The following is a 21295-nucleotide window of genomic DNA, read 5'->3' on the forward strand; positions in this document are numbered from 1 at the left end:
AGCTGGTCGTGGCATATGGTCTGGCAGCGGTCGCGCGCCGGGATCCCGCCGGTGTCGCCGTCACCGACGGCGACACCGAATGGACGTGGTCGCAGCTGAATTCGCTGGTGAATCGGCTCGCGGGTGTGCTGCTGGCGGCCGGCATCCCCGAGGGGCAGCGGGTCGCCGTGATGGCGGAGAACAGCGCCTATACCGCGCTCGCCCACCTGGCCGTCACCTTCGCCGGGAAGTCCGTGGTGCCGGTGAACTATCAGCTCACCGCCGACGAAGTGGCGCACCTGCTCACCGACGGCGCGGTGCACACCGTGCTGTGCAGCGCGCGGACGGCCGCGACCGCACGGGCGGCCTCGCGGACGGTCCGCGTGATCGCCTGGGAGGCCGCCGAATCCGACGGTGTGCAGGCGCTGGAGCGGTTGCTCGCCGCCCAGCCCGCGGACGAGGTCGCCGCGTCGATCGCGCCCGCCCCGCCGCTGTACTACACCTCCGGCACCACCGGACTGCCCAAAGGCGTCCGGCTGCCGGATCAGATGTTCCCCGGCGGGAATTCCATGGTCGAGCACGTCGACAAGATCGATCGGTCGCCGGTGCGACCGGTGGGCCGCCATCTGATCGTCGGGCCCATGCATCACACCGGGCCGATCGGCGGCGTGCGCGCGCTGTGCGTCGGTGTGCCGCTGGTCATCCTGCGCAAGTTCGACGCCGAAGAAGTGCTGCGGCTCATCGCGGCGCACCGGGTGCAGAGCACCATGATGGTGCCGACGCATTTCTCGCGGCTGCTCGCCCTGCCGCGCGCGACCCGCGAGCGCTACGACCTGAGCAGTCTGACCACGGTCGTGCACACCGGCGCGGCCTGCCCGGTGGCGGTCAAACGGGCCATGATCGAGTGGTTCGGCCCGGTGCTGCGCGAAGCCTACGGCTCCACCGAGGTCGGCACCGTCACCTTCATCTCCTCGGAGGATTGGCTGGCCCATCCCGGATCGGTCGGCCGGGCGCTGCCCGGCTACGAACTCAGCATCCGGGCCGAAGACGGCACCGTGCTCCCGGCGGGCGAACCGGGACTCGTGTGCGTCCGCTCCACGATCGGTGCGCACCCGGTGTATCACAACGACCCCGCCAAGACCCGCCGCAGCTATATCGCCCCGGACGTGTTCGTGATCGGCGAGATCGGCTACCTGGACGACCAAGGCTATCTGTATCTGACCGACCGCGCGTCGGACATGGTGGTCAGCGGCGGGGTGAACGTCTATCCCGCCGAGGCGGAGGCGGTGCTGCGCACCCATCCCGGCGTGGCCGACGTCGCGGTGATCGGGATCCCGGACGCCGATCTCGGTGAGCGACTCTGCGCACTGGTGGTGGCCTCGGAGTCCGCGCTGACCGCCGCCGAACTCGTGCACTGGTGCCGAAACCGGTTGGCGCACTACAAGTGCCCGGCGCTGATCGAGTTCGTGGATACCGACCTGCGCACCGCCATGGGCAAGATCGACAAGCGGCGGCTGCGAGCGAGCTATCTGGCCGGGCGGGCCGCCGAGTCGGCCAGGGGTGCGTCGTGAGTCCGGTGCGGTCCGGCGCGGCGGAACTGCCGCCGTTGTTCGAATTCACCGACGAGCACCACGCGTTGCGAGAGCTGCTGCGGCGGTGGTTCGAGCAGGCGGGTCCCGCGGCGGAGTGGGGTCGGTTGTGCGCGGAGACGGGGGTCGGCGAGCTGCTGTTCGGTGACGCCACCGGCGAGTTCGCCGGCACCGCCATCGATATCGCCACGGTCGCGGAGGTGTCGGGCGCCGCGCTGTTCGGTGGTCCGGTGCTCTCGATGGCCGTGGCGGGAGCGCTGGCCGAAGTGCCCTCGGTGGGCGCGCTGCGCGCGGGAACGATGACCGTGGCCGTCGCCGACAGCGTTCTCGGCAGGACCGGTGTCGCGCACCCGCGTCTGCACGGGGAGGCCGCGGGGGCGACACTGTCGGGCCGGATCGAGCCGGTCTGGGACCTGGGTTGTCCGGATCTGATCGTCTGCGCGGTGCGCGCCGACGGCTCGGACGACGTCCTTGCCGTGTTGCGCGCCGAGGCCACCGGAGTCGAGCTCGAGCGGATGACGTGCCTGGATCTGTCGCGGGGGATCGGCCGAATCGACTGTGCCGAGGTGACGCCGGAGTTCGTCCTGAGCGGCGACGCCGCCCGGCGGGTGACGGCCGCGATGCGCCGGCGCGCGGATCTGGTGCTGGCCGCCGAGGCGCTGGGCGCGGCTCAGTGCGCACTGGACCGGACCGTCGAATATGCCCGGAGCCGTGTGCAATTCGGCCGGACCATCGGGTCCTTCCAAGCCGTGAAGCATCGGCTGGCGGACCTGGTGACCCAGGTCGAGCTGACGCGCTCGGCGGTCTACGGCGCGGCGTGGGCGCTGGCCGCGGCTCCGGAGCGGCCCGGCACCGCGGTCGATCTCGCGGTGGCCGCGGCCGTGGCCGCCGAGACCGCGGTCGGGTCCGCCCGGACAGCGGTGCAGTTGCACGGCGGCATCGCCATCACCTGGGAGCACTGGGCGCATCGATATCTGCGTCGCGCGCATGCGGTGGCGGCGTTGACCGGCGGGGCCGCCGCGCACCGCCGCCGGCTCGCCGACCTCCTCGAGCCCAGGGACGGCCGCCATGACCGATAGCTTCCACGACGAGATCGAATGCTGGGTCCGGGGCGCGCTGCCACCGAAATGGCTGGCGGCCATCGACTCCGGTGACACCACGACCGATCTCGCCGCGCTGGATCCGGACGCTGCCCGGGCTTGGTTCCAGGCACTGAGCACGCGCGGGTGGACGGTCCCGCACTGGCCGCGCGAACACGGCGGCGCGGGCCTGGACGACGAGCGCTGCGCGGTGGTGCGCACCGTGCTCGACCGCTACCGCGCCGGACTGCCCCCGTACCACTTCGTGCCGACGATGCTCGCCGGTCCGGCAATCATCGGCTGGGGCACCGCCGAGCAGCGATCGACGTATCTGCCCGCCATAGCCTCCGGCGCGCACATGTGGTGCCAGCTGTTCAGCGAGCCCGGCGCGGGCTCGGACTTGGCCGGACTGGCCACGCGCGCGACGGCCGCCGGCGACGGTCACTGGATTGTCGACGGGCAGAAGGTCTGGAGCTCGTTCGCGCACCGATCGCACTACGGGCTGCTGCTCGCCCGCACCGACCCGGAACGGCCCAAGCACGCCGGGATCACCTGCTTCCTGCTGGACATGCGCGCGCCCGGGGTCACCGTGCGCCCGCTGCGGCAGATCACCGGCGGCGAGCACTTCTGCGAGGTGTTCCTGGAGGACGTGCGCGTGCCGGACGAGGCCCGATTGGGCCCGGTGCACGAGGGCTGGCGGGTCGCACTGTCGATGCTGAACGCCGAACGATCCGGGCTGTCCGGGGATTCGGCGGCCGGCGGCGTCGCGCTGGCACCGGTGCTCGCGCGTGCCGGGAGCCGCTGGGGCGAGGAGACGATGCGCGACCGGATGGCCGGTCTGTTCGTGACCGAGCGGGCGCTCACGCTGACCAACCTGCGCTTGCGCGCGGCGTCGGAGCAGGGCGCGGCGAAAGGGTCGATCACCAAGTTGGCGCAGTCGGAGTTGTCCCAGCGGATCGCCGAACTGGACTACGAACTGGCCGGACCGCGAGCCGCCTACTGGGACGCGCAGGACGTCGAGGTCATCGAGACCGGCGCCGAGCCGACGGCAGCGGCGGCCTACGCGCTGCTCGACAGCCGGCGGCTCACCATCGCCGGCGGCACCTCCGAGATCCAGCGGACCATCATCGCCGAGCGCGTCCTCGGTCTCGAGCGCGAACCCGACCCGGACCGCGGGCGCGCCTGGCGGGATACTCGCCGTGGTTGAGCCAGGCGCGATCGAGTCCGCGGCGGGCGCACCCGCGCGCCGGTGCGTGGTGACGGTGCGGCCCTCCGGCGTGCGCTTCCTCGCCGCGCCCGGCCAGCCGATCATGGCCGCCGGACTCGCCGCGGGCTACCGCTGGCCCACGATCTGTGGCGGCAAAGGCGACTGCCGGGTGTGCTTCGTCGAGGTACTGGAGCACCCGGAGCGGCTGTCCGAGCCGAAACCCGCCGAACGCCGGGCGATTACCGAACTCACCGCCACGCTCGGGCGCGACCCGCGGCCGGTGCGGCTGGCCTGCCAGGCCGCCGTGCTGGGTGATGTCGTGGTGCACAAGCGCGGGGTGCGGCCCGCACCGCGCGGGAACATCGGAGGAGGTGACCGGACATGACGGCACGACCGATCGACGCCGGTCTCATGGAGTTGAGCCCGGCGGGCATCCGGTTGCTCGGGTGCCGCTGCGCGGACTGCGGCGAGACCGACTTCCCGGCCCGGGACTCCTGCCGCCGCTGCGGCGGTGACCGGATCGATCCGGTCCGGCTGGGCACGCGGGGCACGCTGTGGAGCTGGACCGTGCAGCGGTTCCCGCCGCCCAGTCCGCCCTACGTGCCGCGCACGGGTGAGTTCTCGGCCTTCGGGGTCGGCTATGTCGAACTGCCCGGCGAGGTGATCGTCGAGTCCGTGCTCACCACGGCCGACGCGGCGACCCTGCGCATCGGCATGCCGATGCGGCTGACCACGGTCGAGGTCCTCACGCACTGCGGCGAGCGCACAACGGGTTTCGCCTTCGAGCCGCTGCCGGAAGGAGTCCGGTGATGACGCCCGCGGTGGCCGTCCTCGGCGTGGGCTGCACGCCGTTCGGCCGGTATCAGGACACCTCGGTGCGCCGGGAGGCGGTGCGCGCGATCCGCGCGGCGCTGGCCGACGCGTCGGTGGCCTGGACCGATATCCAGTACGCGGTGGGCGGGAGCATGTCCGGCGGCCCGGCCGACACGCTGGTCTCGGAATTGGGTCCGACCGGTGTGCCTTTCGTCAATGTGCTCAACGGCTGCGCGACCGGCGCGGCCGCGCTGAGCACGGCGACGCACGCGATCGCCGCCGGGGCCGCCGACCTGGCGCTGGTGGTGGGCTTCGATTCGCATCCGCGCGGTGCGTTCGCGATTCGCCCGGAATCGATGGGCCTGGGCCAGTGGTACGGAACCACCGGCCTGGCCCTGACCTCTCAGTTCTTCGCCATGAAGATCCAGCGCTACCTGCACGAGTACGACCTGCCGCCGCGCCTGCTGACGGCGGTGGCGGCCAAGGCGTTCCGCAACGGCGCCCGCAATCCGAACGCCTGGCGGCGTAAAGCGCTGTCGGAAGCCGACATCGACGGTTCGCCGCTGCTCAGCGATCCGCTGCGGCAGTTCATGCTGTGTTCGCCGGGCGACGGCGCGTGCGCGCTGGTGCTGTGCCGGGCCGACATCGCCCGCCGGTACCGGCCCGACCCCGTCTATATCGCCGCGGCCACCGTCCGCACCCGCAGGCCGGGTTCCTTCGAGGTGCTCAGCCCCTCGTTGTCGATCGAGCGCGGTGCGAGCCCCTCGGTCGAGGCCGCGCGCGCGGCGTTCGAGGCGGCCGGGATCGGCCCCGCCGAGGTGGACGTGGCGCAGCTGCAGGACACCGACGCGGGCGCCGAACTCATCCATCTGGCCGAGACCGGACTGTGCGCGCACGGCGCGCAGACCGCGCTGATCGACAGCGGCGCAACGGAAATCGGCGGCGCGCTGCCGGTCAACACCGACGGCGGCTGCCTGGCCAACGGCGAGCCGATCGGTGCGTCCGGCCTGCGCCAGCTCCACGAGAACGTGCTGCAACTGCGCGGCGCCGCGGGGCCGCGCCAGGTGCCGGGCGCGCCGCGGGTCGCGTTCTCGCACGTCTACGGTGCGCCCGGCCTCAGCGGCTGCACCGTCCTGATCCGATGAGCGAGGGGAATCGCGTGGACATCAGCGTGGATCGCGAGCTGTGCGTCGGGCACGGCATCTGCGAATCGATCGCGCCGGACCTGTTCGAGGTCGGCGTCGACGGCACGGTCGGCATCCTGCTCGACCGGATCCCGCCGGAACTGACCGACGCCGCGCGGGCCGCGGTGGCCGAGTGCCCGAGCCGTGCGCTGCGCCTGTCCGACTCAGCGAATCAGTGAGGAACGTCCAGTGGAACTCAAGATGCCCAAGCTCGACGTCTCGATGACCGAGGGCACCTTCCTGGGATGGCTGGTGCCCGACGGCAGCGCTGTCACCGCGGGGGAGCCGCTCTACTCGGTGGCCACCGACAAGGTCGAGACCGAGATCCCCGCGCCCGCCGACGGCGTGCTGCGCTACGGCGCGGCCGAGCACGACACCGACTACCCCGTGGGCGCCACCCTCGGGTTGCTCGAATTCTGAACCGCGGCAGCGCAGTTCACCGGAAGGAAGCGCAACATGAATCTGGATCTCGAAGGCCGCCGGGCCCTGATCACCGGGGGCAGCCGCGGCATCGGGCGCGTGATCGCCCGAGCCCTGCTCGCCGAAGGCGCGTCGGTCGGCGTCTGCGCCCGCGGCGCGGACGAACTCGCCCGCGCCGCAGCCGAACTAGGTGCGGAGGGCGGCACCGTTTTCCATCGTGCGCTCGACGTCGCCGACCCCGCCGCGCTGACCGAGTTCGTCGCGGAGACGGCGCAGGCGCTGGGCGGCCTGGACATCGTGGTCGCCAATGCCTCGGCGTCGGTGGGCGAGGGCCCGGATGCCTGGCCGGCCAACTTCCGGACCGACCTGATGAGCCTGGTGACCCTGGTGGAGGCCGCGACCCCGCACCTGACTCGCAGCCCCGCCGCGAGTGTCGTCGCGGTGGCCAGCACCTCGGCCCTGGAGGCCGGAATACTGCCCACCGCCAACAGTTTCGGCGCACTCAAGGCGGCCATGCTGCAGCACGTCGGCGCCCAGGCGCGGGCCTTGGGGCCCTCGGGAATACGCGTCAACGCGGTCTCGCCGGGACCGGTCTTCTTCGACGGCGGCGTCTGGGATCACCTCCGCACCAGCGTCCCGCAGTTGTTCGAGGGCGCGGTGGCGGCCACCGCGCTGGGCAAACTCGCCACCGCCGAGGACATCGCCAACGCCGTGACGTTCCTGGCCGGACCGGCCGCCGGTCACATCACGGGCGCCAATCTCGTCGTCGACGGCGGTTTCAGCAACCGCTTCGATTTCTGACGCGCGGCGGCCGGCGTGTCCGGACCCGCGGGCCGCGTCGACGCCGTCCTGGTGTGCGGCGGGCGCTGGCACGATTTCGACTATGCCCGGTTGCGGCTGCTCACCGAGCTGGCCGGCTACGAGCACGTGCGGACGCGCGTGTTCGAGGACTACGACTGTGCCGCGGCGCTGGGCGCGGCCGACCTGCTGGTCACCTACACCTGTGCCCGAGTGCCCACCGCCGAGCAGCGCGGGCAGTTGTCGGATTTCCTCGCCCGTGGCGGGCGCTGGCTGGCGCTGCACGGCACCAACTCGGCCATCGAGCCGGTCGGGCCGAACCGGTTCGCGACACCGCGCGCACTCGGGGAACTGCCGCGGCTGCTCGGCAGTCAGTTCCTCGGGCACCCGCCGATCGCGCCCTATCTGGTCGAACTGTCGCAGCCGCGGCATCCGCTGGTGGCCGGCCTGGAACCGTTCGTGGTCACCGACGAGCTCTACATCAGCGAGTTGCACCCGCCCCTGGAGGTGCTGGCGCACACCCGATTCGTGGGCGAGTCGACGGGTTTCGAGGAGGGGCACACCACCGTGGACGAGCCGCGCCCGGTGCTCTATCTGAAGCGGCACGATCCGGGCACGGTGTGCTACTTCACGCTGGGCCACTGCCGTGGCCGGTTCGACCTCCAGGATCTCGGCGTCGAGGATCTGGGGGTCACCGACCGGGGTAGCTGGACCGTGCCCGCCTACCGCACCATCCTGCGACGCTGTCTGCGCTGGGCCGTATCCGGACGATTCGCCGCCCCCTGACGGCGGGGCGGCCTACTGATAGGCCGGATCCGCCCAGGTCCCGATGGACCGGGAACGCACCGGCTCGACGAAGCGCGGAGCGAGGCTCTGCGGAAAGTCCGGGCCCCAGTTGGTGGGGTCGCCGGTCATGACGACCTTGGCGTTGTCGGTGTACCAGTCGACGAGGTCGGCGTCGGAGCGCACGATCCACGTGCAGCCGTGCTCGGCGTCGGCGGTGAAATCGCCGTGGCGGATGAAGGGCGGGCGCCAGAAGTAGGTGCCCGGCCACATCTTGCCGAAGTTGTAGTCGAAGCCGCCGGCGAGGCAGTAGGCCTCCTCCGAGCAGGGATGGTGGGCCAGCGGTTCCTCGCGCCAGCCGGGCTTGGCCTTGATCAGGCGGGTGTAGAAGCCGGTTTCGGCATCGCGGGCCAGCAGCTTGATGTAGAGGCCGGGCACGGGGGTGCCGCCCAGATCGAAGCGCATGGGGCTGCCGTCCTTGACGTCGATCCAGGGCATCGCGGCCGAGTCCCGCACGATCAGGTGCTGGTCGGGGCGGACGAAATCCCGGTCGGCCGCGGCGGGTTCGAAGTGCCAGTCGCCGTGTTCGCGGAACAGCAGGATCTCGGTGCCCGCCGTCACCGAAAGCCGCGGTGTCAGAACGCCTTTCGGCGCCATCCAGAAGCCCTCCGCGCCGAGGGCGGTGTCGCCGACGACGACCTGCCCGGACAGCACGAACCATTCGGTGTCGGCCGCGTGCACGCCGGCCGGGCGGGACCAGTCGCTGGTGAAGCGCACCTTCACCGAGGCGGAACCGTCCTCCTCGTCGTAGCTGAGGTTGCGTTGTTCGGCGGTGCCGGTGGCGTTGTCGAATTCGGCGAGATGCCAGATCAGGTCTTGTTCGTCGATGAGTTCTACGTGCGGGCGCATCGGGGCTCCTCGTAGCTGAGCGGATTTCTACTACAGAATGTATCGGTTATGAATAACCAACACAAGGTGTATCGTTAATTGCATGACCAGACCCGGGCGCCCGGCCGGACCCGCCACCGAGACCGAAACCCTCGTGCTGACAGCGGCTTTGGAGCTCCTGCTGACCGAGGGCGCGGCGGCGCTGACACCGCAGCGGCTGCACGCGATCACCGGCGTCGCCCGCACGACGGTCTACCGGCACTGGCCCACGCCCCGGGATTTCCTGGCGGCGCTGATCGCGGTGGCGCCGCACGAGCCTTCGCGCCCCAGCGGAGATCCGGCGGCGGATCTGCACACCGAAGTCGACCTGCTCTGTGATCGCTTGCGGGACAAGCCGGTCGGCGCGTTCCTGCGCGCGCTGGTCACCGCGTCGGCGAGCGATTCCTCCTGCACCGAGCTGCGGCAGCGCTACGTGGCCGATCTGCTCGCGCCCTTCCGTGGCGCGCTGCGGGTGCTCGACGCCGAGGCGGCCGAGGACGGCGCGATGCGCATCGCCGCGCCGCTGCTGGTCGACGTTCTGCTGCTGGACCGCCCGGTCGATCGGGCCCGTGCGCACCGCGCGGTCGACGAACTGCTCGCCCGTACCGCGGCACGATGATTCCATTACAGCACCACCAGGGGTAGGCATGACCAACGCCGTTGGCACCCGCGCCGTCTTCGGCGTGATCGTTCCCAGCACGAATACCGTTGTCGAGCACGACTATTGGCGGTCCGGCGTGCCGGGCATCGCCTACCGGGCGGGCTCGATGTACATCCCGGATCCGGTGATGGGCGACGACGAGCACTTCCAGAAACTGCTCGGGCAGATCCGCGCCTCCATCGACACGGCGGTACGCGACGTGCTGACCGCCGAACCGGACCGGATGGTCATGGGCATGTCGGCCGAGACGTTCTGGGGCGGCGTCGAGGGCAACGCGGCCTTCGAGCGCCGGCTCCGCGCACGGACCGGGCTACCGGTCACCACGGGCGCCGGCTCCTGCCGGGCCGCGCTGCGCGCCCTCGGCTGCCGCCGGATCGCGGTGTTCTCGCCGTATCAGCCGATCGCGGACAAGGAGGTCGGCCGGTTCTTCACCGAGGCGGGCTTCGAGGTCGCGGCCATCACCGGATTGCGCTGCCCCACCGCGATGGACATCGCCCGCGTCGAGTCCGACCGGCTGCGCTCGGTGGTGGCCGAGCTGGACGGGCCCGAGGTGGAGGCCATCGTCCAGGTCGGCACCAACCTGTCCTTCGTCGCGCTCGCCGACGAACTGGAAGCCGAACTCGGCAAGCCCGTCGTCGCGATCAACGCCGCCACCCTCTGGCACGCGTTGCGCGAGCACGGCTTCGACGACCGGGTCGACGGCGCGGGCCGGCTGCTGCGCGAGCACTGACCGCTACGGCGCGACCTTGCCGAGCAGCACCTGCTTCAGGTAGTCGTGCGTGATGAGGGTGCAGTAGTGCTGGCCCTTGAACGCCTCCGGGATCCCGGGCGTGTCCAGCGGCACGTACAGCGACTTCGACGGGAGGTGCAGGGTCCCGGCCGGATCGGCAACGGCGACCGGGAAGTCGGCCAGCCAGTCCTGGCCGGTAGCCGCCGGGAGGTCCGGGTCGATCACCACCCGGCGCGGTTTGAACACCAGTGCGCGGCGTTCCTCGCTGGTCAGCGACCGAGCCACCTGCCGCAAGGTGACGCGATTGACCTCGGCGCAGGTCCCCTCGGGCCCCGCGATGCGCTCACCGTAGACCGCGGTGAGGTGGTCCGCCGATTTCCCCTTGCAGCGCAACTGTTTCGGGACGCCGTCAGCCGAGGTGGTGTAACTGGTGACGGTGAGCGGCTGGACCTCCGGTTTGGACGCGGCGAACGCCGCGAGATCGGCATAGCTCTGCTCGGACAGGCTCCCGCCCTGCCGCACGAACTTCGCCACCCGCAGGTTGGCGGTCTGCACCTGGGCGCGCAGGCAGATCTGCGGGTACTGCTCGCCCTCGGTCGCGGCCGCGCCGGGCACCTCGAGCTCGGGGTCGAGGGGTTCGGCGGCGGCGGGTGCGACGCCCAGGGCGGTGAGCAACGCCGTGCTCAGCAGTGTGGTGCGGAGGAGTCGGAACATGCTGGGATTCCTGCCTTTCCAGGTCGGCGGTGGTCAGGAGCCGGGGAGGATGTCGCCCGCGAGACCGGCGTCGATCGCGGCCTGTGCGCGGGCGCGGGTGGTGGCGGCGGCGCCGGTCAGGAAGTCCTCGGTCCAGCCCAGGGCGAGCGAGCGCACGGCCGCCGCGTTCGCGGGGGCGGGAACGCCGCAGAAGACCGTGCCGAGGGCGTCGGAACTCGCGCCCTCGGCGTCGGTGTGCGCTCCGGTGCGCAGCCGCACGCCGACGAAGGGCCGGTGCAATTGGGTCTGCACCGCGGTGGTGCCCAGCGCGAAGCTGTTGCACAGAGCAGGCGGGGCCGAAATGGTCAGCACCGGCAGGCCGGTGGGGTCCAGGCCGCTGAGTGCGCGCGCGATATTGTCCCCGACGAAGGATTTGACCGGGTCCAGCAGGATCACCCCGCGCAGGCCCGGCCAGGTCCGGCTGTGCATGCTGCGGATCCGGTCGGCCACGAAGGCGACGGCTTCCGCACCCGCGGAGTGCCCGACGAACACCAGCTCGCTCGGGAGTTCGGGCACCGGCGCGCCCGCTCGGCGCGCGGCGGCGGCGAGGCTGGCGCTCAGCGCGGCGCCGGGATCGGTGGCGGTGCCGAACAATTCGGCCACGTTGTAGAGGAAATCGGAGTTGTCGCCGAGGTTCTGCAAGGTGCAGCCCGACAGCTGCATGAAGGGCAGGCTCGGTGCGAACGTCAGGTAGCCCGCGTCGGCGAAACTCTGCGCCAGCGCCGAGACCTGCGCACCGCTGCGGGCGAAGCCGTGCTGGATCCAGACCAGCGCGGTGGGCCGGCCGGCGGGCAGATACCAGTCCGCGTCCTGGTGCAGCGTGTCCGCCGCGCACCGGATGTCGACGGTGGCCGGCCAGCGGTCCGCGACGGCGGGTCCGGCGGCGGTGACGGTGAGCAGTGCGGCGGCGACGGCCAGGAAGGGGGCTCGAACGTTCATGGGTGACTCCCGCAAGCACGCCGTTCCCTCTAGCGAAACGACGTTTCATATCTGTGGTGATCATTAGCTCGCATGCCGGAGACTGTGTCAAGCGGAACCGGAAATCCTGGACAACGATGCGCGGCAGCCGATAGTTTCCATGAGAGAAACGCTGTTTCGTTTTGACATGTCCCAAGGCGCACGACGAGGAGGCCCGGTGCGGTCCGCGCTGTATGTACCCGGCAACAGGCCGGAGTTGTTCGACAAGGCGATGGCCGGGCCGGCCGATGTCGTTCTGCTCGATCTGGAGGACTCGATCCCGCTGCGGGACAAGGAGTCCGCGCGTGCGCTGGTCGCCGCGTGGCTGCGCTCGCTGATCGACCCGCCGAAACCGATCTGGGTGCGCGTGAATTCCGGCGACCTGGCCGCCGCCGACATCGCCGCCGTCGCGCACCCGGCGCTCGCTGCCCTCTGCCTGGCGAAAACCGAGTCCGCGGAACAGGTCCGGCAGGCCGACGCCCTGCTACGCGGCCACGAGGACCGCCCCGGCGCGATCGCCGTCTGCGCGTTGCTGGAGAGCGCCCGGGCGATCCTGGCCGCGCCCGCCATCGCCGCCGTGCCCCGAACGGCGCGCTTGCAGATCGGCGAGACGGATCTGCGCGCCGAACTCGGCATCGTCACCAGCCCCGGCGAACCCGAGATGCTGGCCCTGCGCACCCAGGTGGTGCTGGCCAGCGCGGCCGCGGGCATCGCCGCCCCCCTGGCCCCGGTGCGCACCGATTTCCGTGATCTCGACGCGCTGCGCGTCTCGACGCAGGCGCTGCGCCGCTTGGGATTTCGTGGCCGCGCCTGCATCCACCCCGCTCAGCTGCCGGTGGTCAACGAGGTCTTCACCCCGGGCGCGGCGGAGGTCGAGCAGGCGCGGGCCCTGGTCCGCCGCTTCGAGGCCGCCGCCGGGGGAGTGGTGCTCGACGCGCAGGGGCGCATGGTGGATCTGGCGGTGATCAGGCAGGCCCGGCGCGTTCTCGCGGAGTCGCCCGAGGGCTGAGCTCAGTGCTCGCGGAGCAGTTGTCCCGCGCCCTCGACGCGGTCGGTGATCCCGTTGTCGCGCAACGCCATCCACCAGGTGGCGGCGTTGATGGCGATGACGGGCTTGCCGAGCCAGCGCTCGGCCTCGTCGGCCAGGCGGACCATGGACAGGTTGGTGCCGCACTGGATCAGGGCGTCGACCTCGGCGCTGTTCACCTCCAGCAGGCCCGCGCGTAGTTCGTCCTCGGTGACGTGCGCGATGGACACCGCGGTGGGGCAGCGCAGGCCCTTGATGGCGGTGACCTCGAAGCCGAGTTCGCCGAAGAAGCGCACCACGTTCGCGTCACCGATCGGCTGGTACGGGGTGACCACGCCGATGCGCCGCGCGCCGAACAGTTCCAGGGCGCGGCGGCACGCCTCGGCGCCGGTCGCCACCGCCAAGCCCGTGACGTCGTGGATCTGTTTCACGAACTGGCGGTTGCCCTCGACGCCGCCCCAGAAGGTTTCGGCCGACATGCCCATGACCATGTACTCGGGTTCGCAGGTCAGCACGCGCTCGCACGCCGCGCCGAGCTCGGCGCGGATCTGCTCCAGCAGCCGGTCCATCCCCGCGTCGTCGGACATGTCCTGGTCCCGGATGTGGATGCGGCCGAAATGCGCGGTCACCCCCGGCACGCCCATCCGGTAGAAGTCCGGTTCCACGATGGTGTTGGTGGACGGCGCGATCACGCCGAATTTGCGGCGCCAGCCCAGCGCGTCGGTCATCGGATCAACTCCTCGTGCTCGGTGTCGGCCGCCGGGGCGGCGGCCGAGAGCCGCCAGGCGGCGACCGCGAAGGCGGCCTGCGCCGCGGTATTGCTCAGCTGCTCGACCCATTGCAGCGCCACCGTCTGGTCGGGCCGGGCGGCCAGCGGGCCGAGCACGAAGAACCCGAGCAGCTGGGTGCCGAACAGGCCCGCGGCGACGGCGTCGCCGCGGGCGCGCGCCATGGCGATCAGATAGCCGCCGGTGAGCGTGGCGAACACGGTCGTGCTCACCAGCATCGGGATCGCGTCCCGTGCCGCCAGCGCCCCCAGCGCGCAGGCGACGAGCAGGCTCGGGACCAGGTAGCGCAGCCACCGCGGGATCCGCCCGAGGTGCGCGCCCGCCACCAGGACGCACAGTCCGCCGAAACCCATGCTCAGCAAGGGAAACAGCGCTTCGCGCAACCACACGAGATCGGGCCCGCCCAGCGCCGCGACGAGTTTCGCGGTCGCCTTGGCGAATCCGCCGCCGCCGATGAGGGCCGCCGCACCGTAGAGCGCGGCGGTCCGCGGCACGATCCGCCGCAGCAGCAGGACGCCGCCGGTGGTCAGCAGTACCGGGACGAAGTCCTCCAGTGCCAGCGACACCGGATAGTCGACCGCGCTCATTCGGTGAACAGATCGCGACGGCGCACCGGGGCGCTGAGGAAGCGGCCGATCACCTTGGGGGTGGTCAGCCAGCGCACGTGCGCACCGTTGCGGGTGCGGGTCACCGCCTGTCGCGCCAGCCACGGCGCGACCGTCTCGACCCGGTCGGCCAGGATGTTGAAGATCCGGCGCGCCTTGGCCAGTTCCTCGGGATCGTCGTAGCCGTGGGTGAGCAGGTCGGTCACCACCATGCCCGGGCTGAGCAGCCCGACCGACACGCCCTCGGGCACCTCCTTGGCCAGCGCCTTGGTCAGGTAGGTGACCCCGCGCTTGCTCGCGCCGTAGGTGGTCAGGCCGGGTACGGTCCGGCCGTCGCTGCCCAGGCCCTCCATGTTCCAGACGTGGCCGCCACCGGCGGCGCTCATGCCGGCGATCGCGACCGCCGAACCGTTGAGCGCGCCGAGCAGATTGGTTTCCAGCACCGCCCGCGCGGTGTCGGCGGGCAGCTCCCACAGCGGCCGGCGATCGTGGGAGATCCCGGCGTTGTTGATCCAGACCTCGACCTTGCCGAAACGCTCGGCGGCGTGCTCCCACAGCTGCTGGGCCTGCGCCCGATCACTGATGTCGGCGACGGTGACCAGCGCCGGTCCGGACAGCTCGGCCCGAATCTTCTCGACCTGCTCCGGATTCCGGCCGCACACCGCGACCTGATGACCCGCGCCGAGCAGCGCGCGGGCCATCCCCAATCCGATCCCGCGGGTGCCGCCGGTGATGACCACTGTGCTCATGCTCGCTCCAATACGCCGTGCATCACGGCTACCAGGGTGTTGTGTTCGAACATCTCGTAGACCACGGCCAGGGTCGTGCCCGCCCCCATCCCGGGCTCGGCGTCCATCATGAATTCGCGGCCGATCAACCGGCGGCCGTCGGCGGTGTGCAGCCGCACGAAATTGGCGCGGCCGTAGGAGTTTCCGTTGCCCCACACGTCCGGCCCCTCATGGAAGGACCGGGTGCCGTCGCGGCGCACGGTGATCCGCGAATCCGAGGCCACCGGCCCGGACATGATCAGGTGGTGTTCGGCGACGAGCAGGTTCACCGGGTCGATCTCGAGCGCCATGTGCAGACCGCCCAGCGGCCGCTGCTCCGCGCTCCACAGCTCCAGCTCGCCCGCGTAGCGCGACTTCTCCTTGGTCGGCACCGTGAAAACGACCTGACCGCACCGTGTCTCGGTTTCGACGCGCTGCTCGGCCAGCGCCGGATCGCGGGTGTAGAGACCAGTGAACACCCCCACCATGGCCGGACCCTGATAGAGCACCGAGGAGTAGACCTGGGTGTCGCCCAGGGTTTGATTCCAGGTGTTCAACGACACCTGCCAGCCGGGACCGTAGTAGTTGGCGTCGACGAAACCGCCGTAGGGCTGGCCGGATCCGAAGAAGTCCGGCCCGGTGTACACGCGATCGCCGTCGGAATCGCGGACCCCGAACGCGAACGGCGCGCCCAGCGCGAATCTGCCCGCCAGCTCGCCGCCCCCGGTGAGGCCGCCGTTCATGTAGTAGGTCGTCCTACCGTCGGCGAAGACCGAGGATCGCCGAATGTCCTCGTACCCGCGCCAGGTGCCGCGTTCGTCGAAAAGCGAAGGGCGGCCGACCCATTCACCCGCGATGCGCTGCTGGAACGCGCTCGGCGCGCTCATCCGGCCAACTCGGTGCGGACCCGCTCGGCCTGTTCGGCGCCGAGCAGGCGGGTGACCTGCGCCCACACCGGATCCACCTCCGGGCTGAACAGATTCGCGCGGTTGACCCGGTCCCGGGCGGGGAGATCGGCGTCCACGGCGGGAACGCCCTTGTCCACCAGCTCGAGCCAATGATCGAGGTAGCGGTCCACGGTGGCGTCCAGGGCGCGGAAGCCCGCGTCGGTGGCGCGGCACACCAGCATCCACGGCGACATCATGGCTCGCTGCCGGGGCTCGATCGCGGCCGGGGAAATGCCCTCGACCTGCCACGCCTGCTCCAGCAGCGGGGTGAGGGGCAGGAACGCCGCGTCGAGATAGGTCAGGTTGACGGCCAGATCCGCGCGCGGGATCAGATCCAGGTGCATGGCGTGGTACTCCGGCGCCCGCACCGAATCCAGCGTGAAATGCGGTATCGCCGAATCGCTTCCGGTGAACGCGAAGATCATGTGACTGTCCAGGCCGATGGGCGGCACCACCAGATCGACGGTGACCACCTTCGCGACGGGTCCGCCGCGCAGCACCCGCAGCCGCCCGACCGGTTCGGGCGACATCGTGCCGGTCAGCGCCACGTCCTCGGCGGTCGCCAAACCCAGGGCCGCGGACAGCGTGGTGAGGGTGCGCTCGGCGAGCGCGGTGGGCAAGCTCATTGCGGATTTCCTCCGGTGCGGGCCTTGTGCACCCAGGCACTGGCCAGTTCGGGATTGTCGCGGCGGCCCGGCGAGGCCAGGACGGTCGCGGTGCGGCGCGGGCCGTCGCCGGTGATGATGTCGTCGCCGCCGACCCACCAGCCCTGCTTGATCAGTTCCAGCCGCCGGCGGCGGTAGGCGACCTGGAGGGCGTCGCTGCGCACGTGCAGTTCGTCGGACAGATCGAACGGCAGCAGTTCCGGGCGCTGCGACTCCACCACCGGGCGATCCTGCAGCAGAATGCGCTCGATCCGCTTGCGCGCGTTGGCATCCGCCCACGCGCCGGTGAAGAAGTTGCGGTAGCCCAGGATCTTGATCAGCGTGCGCTCCTGGGACAGCGGAATATTGAAGTCGTAGAGCAGCAGATCGCCGATCGGCAGGCGGATGTGCAGCTTCACGATGTTGGGCAGATACCAGGCGTTGGTGACGGTGACGTACTCCGCGCGCGGCTTGCGCCGGGCCAGCCAGCCCCACAGCCCCTTGGGCAGCGGCGGGCTCAGCTCGATGTCGGCCGAGGCCGACCAATCGGTCTGCGTGATCCGGAAATCCGGGATCTGCGGCTTGTCGGGGTTGCCGAAGGCCGTGCCGTGCACGAACGGGGTGTGCGCGGCGTCGACGACGTTCTCGAAGGCGCGCTCGTAGTTGGCCTGGATCTCCATCTCGAACTCCACCCGCCGGAACGACGGGTCGGTGTGCTCGGGGATGTCGAGGATCGGCGGGCGTTCGGCTTCGGGCAGATCGCCGAGGTAGGCCCACACCATCCCGTAGCGCTCCTGGGTGGGATAGGCGTCGACGCGTGCCTTGCGCGGGATCTTGCGCTCCTCGGCATTGGCCGGGATCTTCACGCACACGCCCTCGGCGTCGTACTGCCAGCCGTGATAGGGACAGGCGAGGCAGTCGCCGTGCAGCGTGCCCAGCGACAGCGCGCCGCCGCGGTGCACGCACAGGTCCGAAAGGCACACCGCCGCACCGGCTTGCGTGCGATACAGCACGAAATCCTGGCCCAGGCAGGTCACCTTGCGGGGCGTGCGGGTCACCCGGTCCGCGAACTCCACCGCATACCAGAAATTCTTCAACATCGTCGGGCTCCTATCGCCGGAACAGCCGCAGGCCGTCGTCGAACTCGGCCAGCTCGGATTTGGCGGCCGCGTCGCCGCGCAGGTGGGTACGCAGGAAGGCCGAGGTCACCCTGGCGAACGGCGCGAGGGCATCGGCGTCGGCGGGGCCGTCCAGGAAGGCGCGGGCGGCGGTCGGGTCGGCGTCGGCGATGCCGAAGTGATTGGCCCCCGGCACCACCGCCAGCAGATGATCGCCCTCGGGCAGCGCCTCGAGGAAGGTCCGGCGCACCGGGTCGGGGCGGTCCGCGCCGTCCTCGCCGTACCGGTCCGCGCTGCCCTGGATGACGCCGTCGTTGCCGCCCACGCCGAGCAGCACCGGGCAGGTCACCTGGGCGGGCAGCACGGTGCCCGGATCCCAGCCGAGCATGGTCGCCACCATGGTGTGCGCGCCCCAGGCGAAGACCGCCGAGACCGCCTCGAAGTAGCGCGCCGACTGCAACACCACCGTCCCACCGGCCGAGTGCCCGCCGAGCGCCACCCGGTTCAGATCCAGTGCGCCCGCCAGCGGCGGCTGCTCGTTCAGCTCGGCCAGCCCCGCGAGCACCGCACCGATCGCCGGACAGGTCGGGCGGGTGCCGTAGGCGTCCGGGCGGGCCGCGTCCAGATCCACGCCGGGCGTCAAACCGCGCTGCCCGCCGAACAATTCGGCGACGCGATCCATGGTGACGACGACGAATCCGGCGGCGGCGATCTCGACGGCGAAGCGCCGATACGATTCCTGGCCGACATTGACCCCGGACAGGAACAGCACCACCGGATAGGGTGCCGCGCCGGGATCGGGCGCGAACACCCCGGTCAGCCGTTCGGCGTCGGTTCCGGTCGCGACGGCGGGGTAGTAGACCTTCAGGTGGGCGGTGTCGAACGGCGCCGCACCGTCGGTGCGGACCGAATGCCACAGGGAGCGAATCAGTCTCATAGGCCCGGCCTCGGCAGCTCCCGGTCGCCGCCCCACAGTGCGCGGACCAGCCGCTGGGTCAGCTCCGCGCCGAACATGCGCTCGCCCATAACATTCGCGGGATCGCGCTCGGCGATGTTGCGCCGCACCGCCAGGTCGCGGTCGGCCAGTGCGGCCTGCTCGAGGGCGGGCACCGGCTCGGCGGCGTCGACCCAGCCCAGCCACTGTTCCACCCGCGCGGTCAGGATCTCGCGCACGGTATCCAGATTCGGCTGGGTCGGCGGGAACGAGTAGCAGTAGGCGGTGGGGGAAAGACTGGCCCGGATGAAACCCGTGCGGCTGGTGAACCAGGTGAAATCCGGGTGCTGCTCCTTGAATTCGAGCCAGGGCGCGTCGTTGGGCGCGTAGTAGCGATCGAAATACGCGCCGTCGCCGACCAGGTCGCCGCGCGGCACGGCGTCGACGTAGAACCAGCCCTGCGGCCACAGCAGCAGCGCGCAGCCCAGATGCGGCACCCGGTACTGCGGGCCGAGCCAGACCGTGAGATGCAGGTTGACGAACCCGGTGCGCGGATCGCCGATCCAGGAGTGCACGAGCCAGTCGATCTCGGGCCCGCTGTAGGCGGCCAGGCTGCCGGCGGGGCCGGACGCGGCGTCGCCGTAGGTTTCCAGCGCGGTGGTGCTGGGATCGCGGGTCAGTTCGAACCGCGTGGCGATCCGGTCCTTCAACTCGCCGAGCAGCTCGCGCCACTGCTGGAACGTCGCGGTGACGTCGGTGCGCTCGGTGGCGTCGACCATCTGCTCGACGTGCTGGACGGTTTCCCCGGGTGAGGGTGGCATACGGCGGCTTCCTTCAGTGCGCGGTCAGGGTCAGGGCGTCGAGCGGACGGCGTGGCCGTCCGTCGACGAGGTCGGTGCCGCGAGACACCGTGCGGTTCACGGCCTGCGCGGGGCGGATCGGCGCGCGCACGCCGACCGCCCCGGGCGCGACCCGGTGCACCTCGGGGTGACTGATCACGCCGGTGAACGGGCCCTGCCAGGCGGTCCACAGGGTGAAGTCGGGGCTCAGAGCGCAGATCGCGCCGGTCAGCTCGCCGGACACCAGGCCCGCGGCCACCACGTTGAGGCGGTTCTCCGCGGCTCGCTCGGGCAGACCGAGGTCGAGTTCCCAGTCCTCGGCCGGGGTGCAGCTGACGGCGACGACGTCGGCGTCCTGGATCGCGGCGAGCCGGAAGGTCTCGGGGAACAGGGCGTCGTCGCCGGCCACCAGTGCCAGCCTGCCCCACGGCAATTCGAAGACCCGCAGCTCCGTGCCGGGTGCGCGCAGCCACGGATGCCGGGCGGTCGGGTGCAGCTGGGGCTGACGGCCGAGCACACCGCCGGCGTGCACCAGCACCGCGTGGTGGGCGTCGCCGTCGCGGACCGTCAGGACGGCGTGCGCCGTCGAGTCCGCCAGGGCGCTGATGACTTCGGGGATCGGTATCGGCGCGAGCTCCGGCAATACGAGCAGCTCCGCGCCACCGGCGGCGAGGGCGCGGATCGCCGCGGCGTCCGGGACGGTGATCGCGGCCGTGATCTCGGGCGCGCCCGCGGGTGCACGCCGCCCCGGTGCCGAGATCAGCAGCGGCGCATAGAGTTCCGGGCGGCGGGCGGCGAACAGGTCGGTCCCGTCCGGGCGGCGCTTGTCGGCCGCGCGGGCGAGGTCGATGTCGGCGACGATCACCGCCTCGCCGGTGCGCGGTGCCTTGGCCACACAGCCGCCGTCGGGCGCGACGATCTGGCTCTCGCCCGCGCCGTGCAGCCGATCCGCCGGCACGCCGAGTCGCCGCGCGATCGCGGGCAACTGCTCGGCGGGCAGCAGCGGCCCGACCTTGTTGGCGGCCACCACCCACACCTTGTTCTCCGCCGCGCGCACCGGCACGTGCAGGCTCGCCTCGTCGACGGCGAAGGAATTGAGGCTGTTGAGCAGCAACTGCGCCCCGCGCAGCGCCAGCGATCGGGTGACCTCGTTGATCACGCCCTCCATGCAGGCGTACATGCCGATCCGGCCCAGGGCGGTGTCGAGGACCGGTGAATCCTCGTCCCCGGCATCGAGATGGTCGTTCTCCGCGCCCATCAGGATCTGTTTGTCCGAGGTGCCCAGCAGGGCGCCGTCCGGCCCGAACAGCAGGCTGGTGGCGGTGATCCGGCCGTCGTCGCGGGCCAGGGTGACGCCGATCTTGACGTGGATTCCGTGCCCGGCGGCGCGCTCGGCGATGGCGGTGAGGAACGAATCTCCGCGCGTGCAGGCCATTCGCCGAGCGTGTTCGCGGTCGTCGTACCAGGATAGGTGGTTACAGAACTCCGGGAGCACCACCAGGTCGGCCCCGGTCGCGGCGGCCTCGTCGAGCAGGCGCAGGCACGCGGCGAGGTTGACCGCGACGTCGGAGCCGGCGGCGAGCTGTGCGGCGGCGACTCGAATCATGGTGACGACCCCGTTTCCGCGTTTCGTACATCGAAACACTGTTTCCCTCAACGTGATTCTGTACCCGGGGGCGCGATCTGTCCAGCGCTCGGCCGGGATTGCCGCCTGCCGACCAGGTCGGAAGCGAATGTCGTTGCCCC

Annotated in this window: 25 protein-coding genes; 13 read left to right on the forward strand and 12 right to left on the reverse strand. The window is 71.2% G+C overall.

Annotated features, from left to right (window positions below; all coding sequences use genetic code 11):
- Positions 1 to 8 precede the first annotated feature (8 nt).
- Genes AB0I43_RS17660 through AB0I43_RS17705 form a run of 10 tightly spaced genes read left to right on the forward strand, consistent with a single transcriptional unit; the run spans position 9 to position 7855 of the window.
- The gene (locus AB0I43_RS17660; protein WP_356979157.1) at positions 9 to 1550 is read left to right on the forward strand and encodes an AMP-binding protein; all 1542 of its coding nucleotides are present in this window, start codon (positions 9 to 11) and stop codon (positions 1548 to 1550) included.
- Positions 1547 to 2647, forward strand: a complete 1101-nt coding sequence (locus AB0I43_RS17665) for an acyl-CoA dehydrogenase family protein (protein ID WP_356979159.1) — start codon at positions 1547 to 1549, stop codon at positions 2645 to 2647. Before AB0I43_RS17660 ends, AB0I43_RS17665 begins: the two co-directional genes overlap by 4 nt.
- Positions 2637 to 3854: an acyl-CoA dehydrogenase family protein gene (locus AB0I43_RS17670; protein ID WP_356979161.1), complete on the forward strand. Its 1218-nt coding sequence runs from the start codon at positions 2637 to 2639 to the stop codon at positions 3852 to 3854. Before AB0I43_RS17665 ends, AB0I43_RS17670 begins: the two co-directional genes overlap by 11 nt.
- Positions 3847 to 4239 carry a 2Fe-2S iron-sulfur cluster-binding protein gene (locus AB0I43_RS17675; RefSeq protein ID WP_356979163.1) on the forward strand — a complete coding sequence of 131 codons (393 nt, stop codon included), beginning with the start codon at positions 3847 to 3849 and terminating at the stop codon, positions 4237 to 4239. The genes AB0I43_RS17670 and AB0I43_RS17675 overlap by 8 nt, the downstream gene beginning before the upstream one ends.
- Positions 4236 to 4664 carry an OB-fold domain-containing protein gene (locus AB0I43_RS17680; protein WP_356979165.1) on the forward strand — a complete coding sequence of 143 codons (429 nt, stop codon included), beginning with the start codon at positions 4236 to 4238 and terminating at the stop codon, positions 4662 to 4664. Before AB0I43_RS17675 ends, AB0I43_RS17680 begins: the two co-directional genes overlap by 4 nt.
- Positions 4664 to 5812, forward strand: coding sequence for a thiolase family protein (locus AB0I43_RS17685; RefSeq protein WP_356979166.1), 1149 nt, complete (start codon positions 4664 to 4666; stop codon positions 5810 to 5812). Before AB0I43_RS17680 ends, AB0I43_RS17685 begins: the two co-directional genes overlap by 1 nt.
- Positions 5809 to 6030 carry a ferredoxin gene (locus AB0I43_RS17690; protein WP_356979167.1) on the forward strand — a complete coding sequence of 74 codons (222 nt, stop codon included), beginning with the start codon at positions 5809 to 5811 and terminating at the stop codon, positions 6028 to 6030. Before AB0I43_RS17685 ends, AB0I43_RS17690 begins: the two co-directional genes overlap by 4 nt.
- 10 nt (positions 6031 to 6040) lie before the next feature.
- Entirely contained in the window at positions 6041 to 6271 is a 231-nt protein-coding gene (locus AB0I43_RS17695; protein ID WP_356979169.1) for a biotin/lipoyl-containing protein, read from the forward strand.
- A 36-nt stretch (positions 6272 to 6307) separates the two neighbouring features.
- Positions 6308 to 7072 carry an SDR family oxidoreductase gene (locus AB0I43_RS17700; protein ID WP_356979171.1) on the forward strand — a complete coding sequence of 255 codons (765 nt, stop codon included), beginning with the start codon at positions 6308 to 6310 and terminating at the stop codon, positions 7070 to 7072.
- 15 nt (positions 7073 to 7087) lie between these two features.
- The gene (locus AB0I43_RS17705; protein WP_356979172.1) at positions 7088 to 7855 is read left to right on the forward strand and encodes a ThuA domain-containing protein; all 768 of its coding nucleotides are present in this window, start codon (positions 7088 to 7090) and stop codon (positions 7853 to 7855) included.
- Between the two features lie 12 nt (positions 7856 to 7867).
- Here the strand turns inward: AB0I43_RS17705 and AB0I43_RS17710 are convergent, their stop codons facing one another.
- Positions 7868 to 8761: a DUF4437 domain-containing protein gene (locus tag AB0I43_RS17710; protein WP_356979174.1), complete on the reverse strand. Its 894-nt coding sequence runs from the start codon at positions 8759 to 8761 to the stop codon at positions 7868 to 7870.
- Positions 8762 to 8843: 82 nt separating this feature from the next.
- Here AB0I43_RS17710 and AB0I43_RS17715 point away from each other — a divergent pair, with 82 nt between their 5' ends.
- Together AB0I43_RS17715 and AB0I43_RS17720 are read left to right on the forward strand one after the other, a co-directional pair.
- A complete protein-coding gene (locus AB0I43_RS17715; protein WP_356979176.1) occupies positions 8844 to 9398 on the forward strand; it encodes a TetR family transcriptional regulator in 555 nt (184 codons plus the stop codon).
- Positions 9399 to 9426: 28 nt separating this feature from the next.
- Positions 9427 to 10170: an arylmalonate decarboxylase gene (locus tag AB0I43_RS17720; RefSeq protein ID WP_356979177.1), complete on the forward strand. Its 744-nt coding sequence runs from the start codon at positions 9427 to 9429 to the stop codon at positions 10168 to 10170.
- Positions 10171 to 10173: 3 nt separating this feature from the next.
- Here AB0I43_RS17720 and AB0I43_RS17725 read toward each other — a convergent pair whose 3' ends face one another.
- Both AB0I43_RS17725 and AB0I43_RS17730 read right to left on the reverse strand, forming a co-directional pair.
- Positions 10174 to 10884, reverse strand: coding sequence for a hypothetical protein (locus tag AB0I43_RS17725; RefSeq protein ID WP_356979179.1), 711 nt, complete (start codon positions 10882 to 10884; stop codon positions 10174 to 10176).
- Between the two features lie 33 nt (positions 10885 to 10917).
- Positions 10918 to 11862, reverse strand: a complete 945-nt coding sequence (locus AB0I43_RS17730) for an alpha/beta hydrolase (RefSeq protein ID WP_356979181.1) — start codon at positions 11860 to 11862, stop codon at positions 10918 to 10920.
- Between the two features lie 196 nt (positions 11863 to 12058).
- Between AB0I43_RS17730 and AB0I43_RS17735 the strand changes: the two genes are divergently transcribed.
- Positions 12059 to 12889 carry a CoA ester lyase gene (locus AB0I43_RS17735; protein ID WP_356979183.1) on the forward strand — a complete coding sequence of 277 codons (831 nt, stop codon included), beginning with the start codon at positions 12059 to 12061 and terminating at the stop codon, positions 12887 to 12889.
- Positions 12890 to 12891: 2 nt separating this feature from the next.
- On the opposite strand, the gene AB0I43_RS17740 is transcribed toward AB0I43_RS17735, so the two are convergent.
- From AB0I43_RS17740 to AB0I43_RS17780, 9 genes are read right to left on the reverse strand one after another with little or no spacing between them, the layout of a single operon-like run.
- Positions 12892 to 13635: an arylmalonate decarboxylase gene (locus AB0I43_RS17740; RefSeq protein WP_356979185.1), complete on the reverse strand. Its 744-nt coding sequence runs from the start codon at positions 13633 to 13635 to the stop codon at positions 12892 to 12894.
- The gene (locus tag AB0I43_RS17745; protein ID WP_356979187.1) at positions 13632 to 14282 is read right to left on the reverse strand and encodes a hypothetical protein; all 651 of its coding nucleotides are present in this window, start codon (positions 14280 to 14282) and stop codon (positions 13632 to 13634) included. The genes AB0I43_RS17740 and AB0I43_RS17745 overlap by 4 nt, the downstream gene beginning before the upstream one ends.
- Positions 14279 to 15049, reverse strand: a complete 771-nt coding sequence (locus tag AB0I43_RS17750; protein ID WP_356979189.1) for an SDR family oxidoreductase — start codon at positions 15047 to 15049, stop codon at positions 14279 to 14281. Before AB0I43_RS17750 ends, AB0I43_RS17745 begins: the two co-directional genes overlap by 4 nt.
- On the reverse strand, positions 15046 to 15954 hold the full coding sequence (locus AB0I43_RS17755; protein WP_356979191.1) for a hypothetical protein: 909 nt from the start codon (positions 15952 to 15954) through the stop codon (positions 15046 to 15048). The genes AB0I43_RS17750 and AB0I43_RS17755 overlap by 4 nt, the downstream gene beginning before the upstream one ends.
- Positions 15951 to 16640 carry a hypothetical protein gene (locus AB0I43_RS17760; RefSeq protein ID WP_356979192.1) on the reverse strand — a complete coding sequence of 230 codons (690 nt, stop codon included), beginning with the start codon at positions 16638 to 16640 and terminating at the stop codon, positions 15951 to 15953. Before AB0I43_RS17760 ends, AB0I43_RS17755 begins: the two co-directional genes overlap by 4 nt.
- Positions 16637 to 17758, reverse strand: coding sequence for an aromatic ring-hydroxylating dioxygenase subunit alpha (locus tag AB0I43_RS17765; protein WP_356979194.1), 1122 nt, complete (start codon positions 17756 to 17758; stop codon positions 16637 to 16639). Before AB0I43_RS17765 ends, AB0I43_RS17760 begins: the two co-directional genes overlap by 4 nt.
- Positions 17759 to 17768: 10 nt before the next feature.
- Positions 17769 to 18713 (reverse strand): alpha/beta hydrolase, encoded by a 945-nt coding sequence (locus AB0I43_RS17770; RefSeq protein WP_356979197.1) that lies wholly within the window; start codon positions 18711 to 18713, stop codon positions 17769 to 17771.
- Positions 18710 to 19531, reverse strand: a complete 822-nt coding sequence (locus AB0I43_RS17775) for an oxidoreductase (RefSeq protein WP_356979198.1) — start codon at positions 19529 to 19531, stop codon at positions 18710 to 18712. The genes AB0I43_RS17770 and AB0I43_RS17775 overlap by 4 nt, the downstream gene beginning before the upstream one ends.
- A 13-nt stretch (positions 19532 to 19544) precedes the next feature.
- Complete coding sequence (locus tag AB0I43_RS17780; RefSeq protein ID WP_356979200.1) at positions 19545 to 21155, reverse strand: carbon-nitrogen hydrolase family protein; 1611 nt, start codon at positions 21153 to 21155, stop codon at positions 19545 to 19547.
- Positions 21156 to 21295 lie beyond the last annotated feature (140 nt).

Origin of the sequence: Nocardia sp. NPDC050435 (genome assembly GCF_040655395.1) — a bacterium.
In the GTDB taxonomy this organism is placed as follows: Bacteria; Actinomycetota; Actinomycetes; order Mycobacteriales; family Mycobacteriaceae; genus Nocardia.

Excerpts from the sequence above, each read along its gene's own strand:
- AB0I43_RS17670 (WP_356979161.1), top strand. The coding sequence starts at position 2,637 with ATGACCGATAGCTTCCACGACGAGATCGAATGCTGGGTCCGGGGCGCG.
- AB0I43_RS17680 (WP_356979165.1), top strand. The coding sequence starts at position 4,236 with ATGACGGCACGACCGATCGACGCCGGTCTCATGGAGTTGAGCCCGGCG.
- AB0I43_RS17685 (WP_356979166.1), top strand. The coding sequence starts at position 4,664 with ATGACGCCCGCGGTGGCCGTCCTCGGCGTGGGCTGCACGCCGTTCGGC.
- AB0I43_RS17690 (WP_356979167.1), top strand. The coding sequence starts at position 5,809 with ATGAGCGAGGGGAATCGCGTGGACATCAGCGTGGATCGCGAGCTGTGC.
- AB0I43_RS17700 (WP_356979171.1), top strand. The coding sequence starts at position 6,308 with ATGAATCTGGATCTCGAAGGCCGCCGGGCCCTGATCACCGGGGGCAGC.
- AB0I43_RS17710 (WP_356979174.1), bottom strand. The coding sequence starts at position 8,761 with ATGCGCCCGCACGTAGAACTCATCGACGAACAAGACCTGATCTGGCAT.
- AB0I43_RS17715 (WP_356979176.1), top strand. The coding sequence starts at position 8,844 with ATGACCAGACCCGGGCGCCCGGCCGGACCCGCCACCGAGACCGAAACC.
- AB0I43_RS17720 (WP_356979177.1), top strand. The coding sequence starts at position 9,427 with ATGACCAACGCCGTTGGCACCCGCGCCGTCTTCGGCGTGATCGTTCCC.
- AB0I43_RS17725 (WP_356979179.1), bottom strand. The coding sequence starts at position 10,884 with ATGTTCCGACTCCTCCGCACCACACTGCTGAGCACGGCGTTGCTCACC.
- AB0I43_RS17730 (WP_356979181.1), bottom strand. The coding sequence starts at position 11,862 with ATGAACGTTCGAGCCCCCTTCCTGGCCGTCGCCGCCGCACTGCTCACC.
- AB0I43_RS17740 (WP_356979185.1), bottom strand. The coding sequence starts at position 13,635 with ATGACCGACGCGCTGGGCTGGCGCCGCAAATTCGGCGTGATCGCGCCG.
- AB0I43_RS17745 (WP_356979187.1), bottom strand. The coding sequence starts at position 14,282 with ATGAGCGCGGTCGACTATCCGGTGTCGCTGGCACTGGAGGACTTCGTC.
- AB0I43_RS17750 (WP_356979189.1), bottom strand. The coding sequence starts at position 15,049 with ATGAGCACAGTGGTCATCACCGGCGGCACCCGCGGGATCGGATTGGGG.
- AB0I43_RS17755 (WP_356979191.1), bottom strand. The coding sequence starts at position 15,954 with ATGAGCGCGCCGAGCGCGTTCCAGCAGCGCATCGCGGGTGAATGGGTC.
- AB0I43_RS17760 (WP_356979192.1), bottom strand. The coding sequence starts at position 16,640 with ATGAGCTTGCCCACCGCGCTCGCCGAGCGCACCCTCACCACGCTGTCC.
- AB0I43_RS17765 (WP_356979194.1), bottom strand. The coding sequence starts at position 17,758 with ATGTTGAAGAATTTCTGGTATGCGGTGGAGTTCGCGGACCGGGTGACC.
- AB0I43_RS17770 (WP_356979197.1), bottom strand. The coding sequence starts at position 18,713 with ATGAGACTGATTCGCTCCCTGTGGCATTCGGTCCGCACCGACGGTGCG.
- AB0I43_RS17775 (WP_356979198.1), bottom strand. The coding sequence starts at position 19,531 with ATGCCACCCTCACCCGGGGAAACCGTCCAGCACGTCGAGCAGATGGTC.
- AB0I43_RS17780 (WP_356979200.1), bottom strand. The coding sequence starts at position 21,155 with ATGATTCGAGTCGCCGCCGCACAGCTCGCCGCCGGCTCCGACGTCGCG.